Raw genomic sequence first — 9,838 nt, 5'->3', positions numbered from 1 at the left:
TCTGACTTTAAAATCCGATCGCACGATCGCTGAACTATTTTATCAAGTAACGCATTCGGGCAATCTGAGTCGTACCGAAAGTCACGGACTGCGTACACTTTGTGAAAGCGCTCTGTGCGAAGACGATCGAGATGCAGTCAACCGCCTACTTCACGCTATCCGCCGCGGATGGGTCAGAATTTCCGATTAGTACCCTCAGACAGTAAGTTTAGATTGGTAGTTCTACTCTGTCTGGTGTAAAGCTTTGCCCGCAAGTAAGATTTCCGTGAGTAGGTCTCTCCATTAACCCTCTCAAAAATATTTTTTGTTGCGATCGTGGCGATCGCACCCGGTTTCTTGAAGATGCCGGGATTTTTGATGCAAAACCGTTAACAGTCCTTAGTGCTGTCCCCGCACGCGGACAGTAGTCAGTAGTCAGCAGCGGGCACTCATTAAGTATATCTACGGAAAAAAAAACTACACAAAGATACCCAGTAAATGCAAGCAAAGTGGGTTTCCCAACACCGTAAAAGTTTTACGTTTAATATCGGTTGATTTAGTTAGGAGTAATTACTTAGTAGTCATCGCAAAAAAAAGGCAGTACATTGTAGGTGTTTTTCAGCGTCAAGATCGCTCATATACAAAAGAGTAAATGAGTGTTCTCACCCCTCAACGCATCTATGTTTATTGGTAAGGACATACTTAGTGATTTGTTAAATTAATATTAATTTGTTTGTCAGCAGCTTTTAACAAAAAACACAGATTTTGGAGTTACTAAAAAGGAGGAATCGGGACGGGGTTTGTGTTTCGAGATGCTCTCTCGATCGAGGAAACATCCGCTCCCCAAGTCCGATTGACACAAATCACCAATCAAGACAGAATCGATCACATTTACTGGCGTATTTGAATCACATAAATATTTGGAAAATCAGTCAATAATGTCAAAAGTGATTTCAAAAAAAACCAATGATGACCCAAACGTTTTTACCTCAATTTACGATTGCAGAGCTAGTGTTTCAGGTATATCACTCCGGTCTGCTGACTCCCACTCACCGACAACAGCTCAAGAGTGCGCTATTAAATGACTGTCTTACCGAAGAAGATCAAACAGCCATCAACCGCTTGCTCCACGCGGTTCGCCGGGGCTGGCTGAAAGTTGTAGATTAAACTGTTACCCAAAATTTTGCCACTTCTCTTTAAATGCACTGTCAATCAATTTGAGATTTGAGATTTGAGATTTGAGATTTGAGATTTGAGATTTGAGATTGTCTCAACAGATAAATCTGGAGATTGAACTTTGATCTAAAATTTTTGACTCTCCACTAGGCGAGTCTCGGAGGCCTGTCTCCGTTTTTGGGCGGGGTAACCTGAAGATCGAATTAAATCCCCTCAATAAAATCTGGAATTAAGCTAAATGTAGGGTGCGCCACCAGCACCCTGCGGTTTTAAATTCTGTGTTGCAAGCTTATTTACTCCGAGATTGTGCCGTCAGGCATCATAGCTTCTCTCAGATTCGCCTCCTTCCAATTTGTCCCGCGCAAAGAAGCTTGATGCAAGTTTGCTCCCCTGAAATTTGCTCCCTTAAGGGAAACTCCGCTCAAATCTGCTAGATGCAGATTTGCACAAATCAGGTTAGCTCCGCTCAAATCTGCTCCCTTCAAATTAGCTTTTTCGAGATTTGCTTCTGTCAAATTAGCCCAACTCAAATTTGCTTGAGTGAGATTAGCATGGCTGAGATCGGCTTGTGTTAAGTTGGCGTCAGTTAAATTTGCTTGAGTCAGGTTGATTCCGCAAAGTTTTACTTCTGTCAAATTGGCACCTTGCAAGTTAGCGTTAACTGCATAAACTTGAATCAAAATTGCCCGTTGAAGGTTGGCATCTCTGATGTCTGCACCCCTGAGACTCGCCCCCGTAAAATCTGCCCCGCTGAGCACGGCACTCCGCAAGATAGCTCCGCTCAAGTTCGCTCCCATCGCCTCGCATTCGCCGAAATTAGCCGACATGAGGTTGGCTTGGGAGAAGTCGGCTTTGCTGATATCTGCTTGATACAGATTGGCTCTGTAGAGCGTTATGCCGATCGCACTTGCACCTGTTAAACTAGCTCCAGTTAAGTCAATATCGCGCAAATTTGTCCTTGACATATTGATCCCAGCCAGGTCTACTGTACGAAAAACCCGTTCTCCGGCTGCATACCGTCTGAGAAGTTCCTCTGCATTCATGTCTTTTTCCCCAAAATATTGAATAATATCTTTGATATTTCAATAATATTTGGCATGAGTGACCTTTACGTTTCTTGGTCTGAGTACCACCGAAAAATTGAAGATTTGGCTGTAAAAATTAATGAATCTCAATGGAAATTCGATCGCATTGTCTGTTTGGCGAGGGGAGGGCTGCGCGTCGGCGATACTCTGTCGCGGATTTTCGACAAACCTCTGGCGATTTTAGCGGCCTCGTCCTATGGTGGGGCGGAGGGAAAAGTCCGGCGGGCGATCGAATTTGCGCGGGATTTGACAATGGTGGGCGATAATTTGGGCAGCCGGATTCTGCTAGTTGACGATTTGGTGGATTCGGGAATTAGTTTAGAGCAAGCTATTGTTTGGCTGAAGAGTCGTTACGGCGAGGATATTCAGGAAATTCGGACTGCTGTGCTTTGGTACAAGGCTTGTTCTGTGGCAGTGCCCGATTATTATGTAGATTATTTGGCTGACAATCCTTGGATTCATCAACCTTTTGAAATGTACGAAAAGATGAGTGCGGCTGATTTGGCGGCGAAAGCGGGGAGTTACTGAAATCCGCCCCTAGCCCTGTTTTGTTTGTAGTTGCTCTTTTACCCAAGCTCGAAATGCTCTGATTGTTGGGCTTCTTCCTTGGGTGTTGCTGCGATCGACATATTGGGGAATTATATCAATAATGGGAAAATATAAGACGGCGGTTGAAACCGCGTCTACAAAAACGAATTCCGCCTCCGCGGAATGAAGAAATAAATGAAGAAAATCGCGTAATTTTCACCATCTTATCTTCAACCCGCGCACCATCCGGGTTTTGTTTGTATAGACGCGGTTTCAACCGCTCCATCTAAGAATCAGCGAACCGAAAGAATACGATCGCCCAATTCGACACTTCCAGCCAAAACTTCCTGACGCGCCCACTTATCCGCCGCCAGAATATCATCCAAAGCAGGAGTTTCACAGTTATCCGCTTGATGTTTGTCGCACACCTTCTCAATCAACTTCGGAATATCCAAAAATGTAATCTTTTCCTCCAAAAATAGCGCTACCGCCTGTTCGTTTGCCGCATTCAGCACCGCCGGCATCGAACCACCTGCACGTCCCGCCGCATAGGCTAACTGCATACAAGGATACTTTTCGTGATCGGGTTCTCGGAAAGTTAAATCACCGGATTTTACTAAATCCAGCTTCGGCCAATCTGTTTGAATTCGCTCCGGCCAAGACAAAGCGTAAAGTAGGGGTAAACGCATATCCGGCCAGCCCAATTGTGCCAAAACGGATGTATCTTGTAGCTCAATTAACGAGTGAATGATACTCTGGGGATGGATGACAATATCAATGTCATCATAATCCATGCCGAACAGGTAATGAGCCTCAATTACTTCCAATCCTTTATTCATCAAAGTAGCAGAATCAATGGTGATTTTCTGCCCCATCGACCAATTCGGATGTTTCAAGGCATCGGCGACTGTTACTTGTGCTAATTTGTCGATCGGCAAATCTCGAAAAGAACCGCCCGAAGCTGTGAGAATAATTCGGCGCAACCCTCCCGCCGGTATGCCTTGGAGGCATTGAAAAATTGCCGAATGTTCCGAGTCTGCCGGCAATATTTTAACCCCGTATTTTTCGATCAGGGGGTTGACAACGGGGCCGCCGGCGATTAATGTTTCTTTATTGGCTAAGGCGATATCTTTGCCTGCTTTGATAGCGGCAATTGTTGGCAGCAAACCGGCACAGCCAACTATGCCGGTGACGACGGCTTCAGCATCGCCATATTTGGCAACTTCGACAACGCCTGACTCGCCAGCAAGTAAAATAGGTTGAGGGTCGAGATCTGCGATCGCGCTTTGCAATTCCTCTAATTTATCTTCGTCGCAAATCGCGACAATTTCTGGTTTAAACTGGCGAATTTGTTGTGCGAGTAACGTTACATTTCGTCCGGCGGTTAACCCGACAATCCGAAATTGTTCCGGGTATTGAGCTACAATATCCAGAGTCTGAGTGCCGATGGAGCCTGTGGAGCCGAGAAGAGTTATTGCTTTCACAATTTTTTAAGGTTTTGTGGATTATTCTAATATTACGATTACCGGAACTAAAATTAGCGGTTAACTATGCCGCAATACGGTTCAATTAAGACAGATCCCCCCTAACCCCCCTTAAAAAAGGGGAGTAGGGGGTGGGACAAGAATGCTCTCAAAGTCAACCCCTACTCCCCTTCTTAAGGGGGATTTAGGGGGATCTCCGGCGCATAAATAGTTTTAAGTGAACCGTATTGAACTATGGCGTGGTAAGCATATTTGAAGGAATCATATTTTGAGTCGTCAGTTAGTGCCAGATTTCATGGAAAATGGGGAAAATTTTGCTGATGACCATGAGGATATCGGCGTTGGAATCGGGGAAAATATAGAAGAAGGTCGATCGCGCTTACCGTCGAGTTTGGTTTGGGCGATCGCCATTGCTGCTACAATTTTCTTTGCCTGTAGCAGTTTGCGGCACGCTTTATTCCAATCCACAGCCTTCGATTTGGGAATTTTTGACCAAGCAATTTACTTGCTGAGTCAAAACCAAACGCCGTTTTCTTCCTTGATGGGTATTCATATTTTGGGAGATCACGCTGCGGTAATCTATTATCCGCTGGCTTTGCTGTACAAAATTTACCCGGATGTGCATTGGCTGCTGTTGGTACAAGCAGTTGCTTTATCGCTGGGAGCCTGGCCTAGCTGGAGTTTAGCGCGTTTGGCGGGTTTAAATCAAGAAGAGTCTCGTGCGATCGCCCTAATTTATTTGCTCTATCCGGTGGTATTCAACATCAACTTATTTGATTTTCACCCGGAAGTAATCGCTTTACCCGCACTGTTAGCAGCAATTTTAGCAGCGCGCTTAAATAAACTGGTGTGGTTTTGTACCGCAATTCTGCTGGTGTTAAGTTGCAAGGCAGTTTTGTCTATAACCGTTGCTGCTATTGGCTTCTGGTTATTTGTTTGCGAGAAAAAACAACGATTTGGGGCGATCGCACTTTTACTCGGTGTAGCATGGTTTTTGATAGCTTCCCAAAAAATCATCCCCTACTTTAGCGGTAGCGAAGTCGCCGGAGTCGGGCGTTACAGCTATTTAGGCAAATCAGTCCTAGAAATCATCATCAACCTCATATTAAAACCACAGCTAGTATTAGGAAAAATCCTTTCCTTCGATACATTCAAATACTTATTTGTCCTCACCTTACCCGTGATTTGGCTGTTGCTGCCATTCTCCCGCAAAATCAACCTCAAATATTTAACAGCCCTAATTCCAGCCATCCCTACATTAATTATCAATATCCTCTCCGATTTACCATTTCAACGCAGTTTAGCTTATCAATATTCAGTGCCAATTGTCCCATTTTTAATCTTAGCAATTATCGCCAAAGAACAAGCAATAAAAAATACAAACATACTCAATCAACCGTTATCTAGCGCACCAAATACCGCAAAGCTACAATTTAAAAACATCCAAATTCGGCAACTTTGGCTGGGAATGCAATTACCCAAAGCAATGATAATTTGGTCATTAATAATATTCCTATTGCTGGGAGAATCCAAAGACTTTATTCTGTACGCAAATAGACTAGATACCTGGCAAGCCACACGAGAAGCAATCGCCCAAGTTCAACCCCAAAGCAGTATTTTAACAGATAATAGACTTGCTCCTCACTTTGCCCATCGCCCCACAGTCAAACTACTTTCACAAACTTCACCTCAAACAAATCTAGCTGAATTTAAATACATATTATTAAACCTGCGCCATCCGTGGCCAGATACTGAAAAAATTGGTAACACCTTAGCAAATCAACTTAAAAACGATCGCGCTTTTCAATTAACTTATCACAAAAAACAAGTTCTACTATTTAAACGCATCGCCGATTAAACCAAGAAAATGCTAACCTTACAATCCCCAAAATCCCATCCAGTATTGTTAATGATTGTCGTCACAACGATAATCTTATTTGTAGCCAGCAGCGCGCGCCACGCTTTATTTCATTCCACTGCCTACGACTTAGCAATTTTTGACCAAGCAATTTACTTAATCTCCCAAAATCAAACACCATTTTCCTCATTAATGGAAATCAATATTTTAGGAGATCATACTGCCTTTATCTTCTATCCCCTAGCCTTACTCTACAAAATATATCCCGACGTGCACTGGCTGTTATTCGTGCAAGCTTTTGCCCTAGCCTTAGGTGCTTGGCCTAGTTGGAGTTTAGCACGTCAAGCGGGATTAACTGAACCAAAGGCGATCGCCATTTCAGCCATGTATCTGCTATATCCCGCAGTATTTAACGTCAATCTGTTCGACTTCCACCCCGAAGTCATAGCAATGTCCGCCATTTTAGCAGCAATCCTAGCCGCCAGACTGAATAAAACATTGTGGTTTTGTGCAGCCATCCTCTTAATCTTAAGCTGCAAAGCCGTGCTATCTTTGACAGTCTTGATGATGGGAGTTTGGTTATTCTTCTTTGAGAAAACCCGCAAGTGCGGACTCATCGCTATATTTCTCGGTGCAGCCTGGTTTTTGATAGCTACTCAAGCAATCGTACCATATTTCAATCAAGGCAAACAACACGCAGGTGTCGGGCGATATCAATATTTAGGAAACTCAGTTTTGGAAATTGCGATTAATTTAATCTTGAAACCAAATCTCATTTTAGGCCGTTTGTTTTCGACTGATACTTTCGGATATTTGATTTTATTATTTTTCCCTGTAATTTGGTGGCTTTCCCCGCGCCACCTGTCACCATTAATAGGTGCTTTTCCCATGCTAGTGATGAATATTCTTTCGGATATTGACGCCCAGCGAGATTTGATTCACCAGTATTCAGTACCGATATTTCCCTTTGTATTAACCGTCGTAATCTCTACCATAGCAGACAGACAGATAAGAGGCAATAATTTTTGGAAAAATGCCGGAAATTATCTATGGAATCACCGCAATTTGATGCCGCGAATTTGGAAGCCCGTCTCGAAACGCATTTCGATTAAATCTGTCAAACATATCTGGATGCGCCGCCTGTGGATTCACCGCAGTTGGAGGTGGGGAAAATTGCTATTTGCTAATGTGTCTAAATTGTTAATTTTGTGGTCGTTTTTGAGTTTCTTAATTTTAGCAAAGTATGGATATTTTGGGACAATTTATTTAGAGTCTCTCGATACTTGGCAAGCGACGCGGCAGGCAATTAATAGAGTGCAAACTCAAGGCAATGTCTTAACGGATAATTCCCTAGCAACTCATCTCGCTCATCGTGCAACAATTAAATTGTTGCATCAAGTTGCCAACGGACAAAGTTTGAATGAATTTGAGTATGTGCTATTAAATATGCGCCATCCTTGGCACGATACTGCGGATACTGCTGCGAGTGTCGTGACTCAACTGAAACAATCTCCTGCATTTAAAATTAGCTTTCAGCAAGATGATGTTTTTTTGTTTCAGAAAATCAGCAATTAGTAGACTTATTGCAATTATTCATTGATAAACCAACCGCAGATTTAAGGCAAATGCAACACAGACAGACGCAGATAATTTTAAGATAATTTGGGAATGAATACAATATGAACAATTTTAAGCTAAAATATCATCCAGTAAGTTGGCAAATCGCCCTTTTCGCCCTAATATTTTTTCTATGCAGCAGTGTACGCCACGCCCTGCTTGAATCCAACGCCTTTGAGCTCGGAATTTACGATCAAGTAGCGTATCTCATCAGTCAAGGAGAAACGCCATTTTCCTCATTTCTGGAAATTCACCACCTGGGAAATCACGCCGCTGGGGTGATGTATCCCGTGGCTTGGCTGTACAAAATATATCCCGATGTTCATTGGCTGTTGTTAGTGCAAGCAGTCGCCCTGACATCCGGGGCTTGGCCGGCTTGGGGTTTGGCCATTCAAGCTGGGTTAAAGAATAGTATAGCTTGGGCGATCGCCTGTATCTACCTTTTCTACCCCTTAGTCTTCAATGTCAACCTCTTCGACTTCCACCCCGAAGTCATTGCTTTACCCGCACTGCTAGCAGCAATCCTCGCCGCGCGGCTGAATAAAACTCTGTGGTTTTGTGCTGCCATCGTCTTAGTTTTGAGCTGCAAAGCCGTGTTATCTTTAACTGTAGCTGCGATGGGATTGTGGCTCTTATGTTTTGACAAAAAACGCAATTGCGGGCTGATAGCTCTATTTCTTGGCGTAGGTTGGTTTCTGGTAGTTACTCAGGGAATTATACCATATTTCAATCAGGGAAGAGAACACGCGGGAATCGGGCGATATCAATATTTGGGAAACTCGGTTTTAGAAATAGCTGTTAATTTAATCTTGAAACCAAATCTAATTTTAGGGCGTTTGTTTTCTGCTGACACTTTTGAATATTTAGCCTTATTAATATTACCTGTAATTTGGTGGATTTCGCCACGGCATCTGACACCTTTAATTAGCGCTGTACCAATGTTGGCGATGAATATTCTTTCGGATATCCCCGCTCAACGAGACTTGATTCATCAATATTCTATTCCGATATTGCCGTTTTTGTTGGTTGCGGTAATTTCTAGTTTAGCAGATAGGAATCAGCACCAGGGAAATACAATCTTTGATAAATTGCCAATTCCTAAATATCAATTACCGAGAGTTATTGTAATTTGGTCGTTAATTGGTTTCTTAGCTTTAGCGAAATACGGCTATTTTTGGACTATTTATGTAGATTCCCTCGATACCTTGTCGGCTAGCAGAGAAGCGATCGCCCTCGTCAACACAAAAGGCAGTGTTTTAACCACTTCTCACATGGCTCCGCACTTAACGCACCGCCCTGTAGTACGCTTAACTCAGGCTCAGACGCCTCCTGGAAATCTCGCAGAGTTTGAGTATGTCTTGCTAAATCTGAGGTATCCTGGCTGGATGAGCGATCGAGCTTTTGTGCAAAACCTCATAACTCAACTCGCCAACCATCCCCAATTTACACTCAAATATCAGCGGGATGACATTTATCTATTTGTCCAAAACGCTAATAAATGATTTTATATCATCTCATATCGAGCGACATAATATTTTACCTGGTCAAATTGACGCTTAATAGCTGGTAAAAGTATAGTCATCTATTACATGACATGGGAGGCTTCAATTCCCTCCCCTTTCACTTTTACTTCGAGCGGATTAACCCGCCTCGGCTGAGCTACGCAGCTCTCTATCCCATCGCCAAAGGCATTTGGGATTGCTTTTCTCAAAATATTATAAGATCCATTAACATCAGCATTAATCAATCGACCGTCTGATGTTTTGTACAATCCTCTCTTAATTCGCTTTCCACTAAATTTGGCATCCTGGGCGCCAATATTCCCATAGACAGGAATTGGATCTAAATTTAAAAAATTCGATTTGGAAGTATAGGATTCTTCTTGTTCTATCACTTTTATTCCCATCAATTCAGCTTTGTATTTCAACATTTCAATTAGTCGAGCATGAGGAATGCTGACAAAGTTTTGATTTGTTTTCTTGCCTAAATTGATCTCATTTTTCCATTGTACGTTTTTGCCAATTACTAGCGTCCCTATCTTTTGTGATGCGAGCAGATTGACTATCTGCCGACTGGCGTGGTGCAAGTAATTATCCACTTTTTGATGGCGA

The 9,838-nt window shown here is 43.0% G+C and carries 9 protein-coding genes; 6 read left to right on the top strand and 3 right to left on the bottom strand.

Features of this window, described 5'->3' with window-relative positions; translation table 11 throughout:
• Position 1 precedes the first annotated feature (1 nt).
• Together JGK20_RS29510 and JGK20_RS29505 are read left to right on the top strand one after the other, a co-directional pair.
• Entirely contained in the window at positions 2 to 190 is a 189-nt protein-coding gene (locus tag JGK20_RS29510; protein WP_293233131.1) for a hypothetical protein, read from the top strand.
• A gap of 755 nt (positions 191 to 945) precedes the next feature.
• Complete coding sequence (locus tag JGK20_RS29505) at positions 946 to 1,146, top strand: hypothetical protein (protein WP_293175457.1); 201 nt, start codon at positions 946 to 948, stop codon at positions 1,144 to 1,146.
• 302 nt (positions 1,147 to 1,448) lie between these two features.
• Here JGK20_RS29505 and JGK20_RS29500 read toward each other — a convergent pair whose 3' ends face one another.
• Positions 1,449 to 2,198, bottom strand: coding sequence for a pentapeptide repeat-containing protein (locus JGK20_RS29500; protein ID WP_293175459.1), 750 nt, complete (start codon positions 2,196 to 2,198; stop codon positions 1,449 to 1,451).
• Between the two features lie 54 nt (positions 2,199 to 2,252).
• Here JGK20_RS29500 and JGK20_RS29495 point away from each other — a divergent pair, with 54 nt between their 5' ends.
• The gene (locus JGK20_RS29495; protein ID WP_293233129.1) at positions 2,253 to 2,768 is read left to right on the top strand and encodes a phosphoribosyltransferase family protein; all 516 of its coding nucleotides are present in this window, start codon (positions 2,253 to 2,255) and stop codon (positions 2,766 to 2,768) included.
• A 293-nt stretch (positions 2,769 to 3,061) separates the two neighbouring features.
• Here the strand turns inward: JGK20_RS29495 and dxr are convergent, their stop codons facing one another.
• The gene (gene dxr / locus JGK20_RS29490; protein ID WP_293233127.1) at positions 3,062 to 4,252 is read right to left on the bottom strand and encodes a 1-deoxy-D-xylulose-5-phosphate reductoisomerase; all 1,191 of its coding nucleotides are present in this window, start codon (positions 4,250 to 4,252) and stop codon (positions 3,062 to 3,064) included.
• Between the two features lie 295 nt (positions 4,253 to 4,547).
• Here dxr and JGK20_RS29485 point away from each other — a divergent pair, with 295 nt between their 5' ends.
• From JGK20_RS29485 to JGK20_RS29475, 3 genes are all read left to right on the top strand, one after another.
• Complete coding sequence (locus JGK20_RS29485) at positions 4,548 to 6,110, top strand: DUF2079 domain-containing protein (RefSeq protein ID WP_293233133.1); 1,563 nt, start codon at positions 4,548 to 4,550, stop codon at positions 6,108 to 6,110.
• A gap of 9 nt (positions 6,111 to 6,119) precedes the next feature.
• The gene (locus tag JGK20_RS29480; protein WP_293233125.1) at positions 6,120 to 7,685 is read left to right on the top strand and encodes a DUF2079 domain-containing protein; all 1,566 of its coding nucleotides are present in this window, start codon (positions 6,120 to 6,122) and stop codon (positions 7,683 to 7,685) included.
• A gap of 104 nt (positions 7,686 to 7,789) precedes the next feature.
• Positions 7,790 to 9,229 carry a DUF2079 domain-containing protein gene (locus JGK20_RS29475; protein ID WP_293189515.1) on the top strand — a complete coding sequence of 480 codons (1,440 nt, stop codon included), beginning with the start codon at positions 7,790 to 7,792 and terminating at the stop codon, positions 9,227 to 9,229.
• An 83-nt stretch (positions 9,230 to 9,312) separates the two neighbouring features.
• Here the strand turns inward: JGK20_RS29475 and JGK20_RS29470 are convergent.
• Positions 9,313 to 9,838, bottom strand: a 526-nt coding sequence (locus tag JGK20_RS29470; RefSeq protein ID WP_293175469.1) for a transposase, incomplete at its 5' end; no start/stop codon positions are given.

It is taken from the genome of Microcoleus sp. PH2017_05_CCC_O_A, from assembly GCF_020738785.1.
Classification (GTDB): domain Bacteria; phylum Cyanobacteriota; class Cyanobacteriia; order Cyanobacteriales; family Microcoleaceae; genus Microcoleus.
This window is presented reverse-complemented; position numbering and strand designations above follow the sequence as displayed.

Excerpts from the sequence above, each read along its gene's own strand:
- JGK20_RS29500 (WP_293175459.1), bottom strand. The coding sequence starts at position 2,198 with ATGAATGCAGAGGAACTTCTCAGACGGTATGCAGCCGGAGAACGGGTT.
- JGK20_RS29475 (WP_293189515.1), top strand. The coding sequence starts at position 7,790 with ATGAACAATTTTAAGCTAAAATATCATCCAGTAAGTTGGCAAATCGCC.
- JGK20_RS29480 (WP_293233125.1), top strand. The coding sequence starts at position 6,120 with ATGCTAACCTTACAATCCCCAAAATCCCATCCAGTATTGTTAATGATT.
- JGK20_RS29485 (WP_293233133.1), top strand. The coding sequence starts at position 4,548 with ATGGAAAATGGGGAAAATTTTGCTGATGACCATGAGGATATCGGCGTT.
- JGK20_RS29495 (WP_293233129.1), top strand. The coding sequence starts at position 2,253 with ATGAGTGACCTTTACGTTTCTTGGTCTGAGTACCACCGAAAAATTGAA.
- JGK20_RS29505 (WP_293175457.1), top strand. The coding sequence starts at position 946 with ATGATGACCCAAACGTTTTTACCTCAATTTACGATTGCAGAGCTAGTG.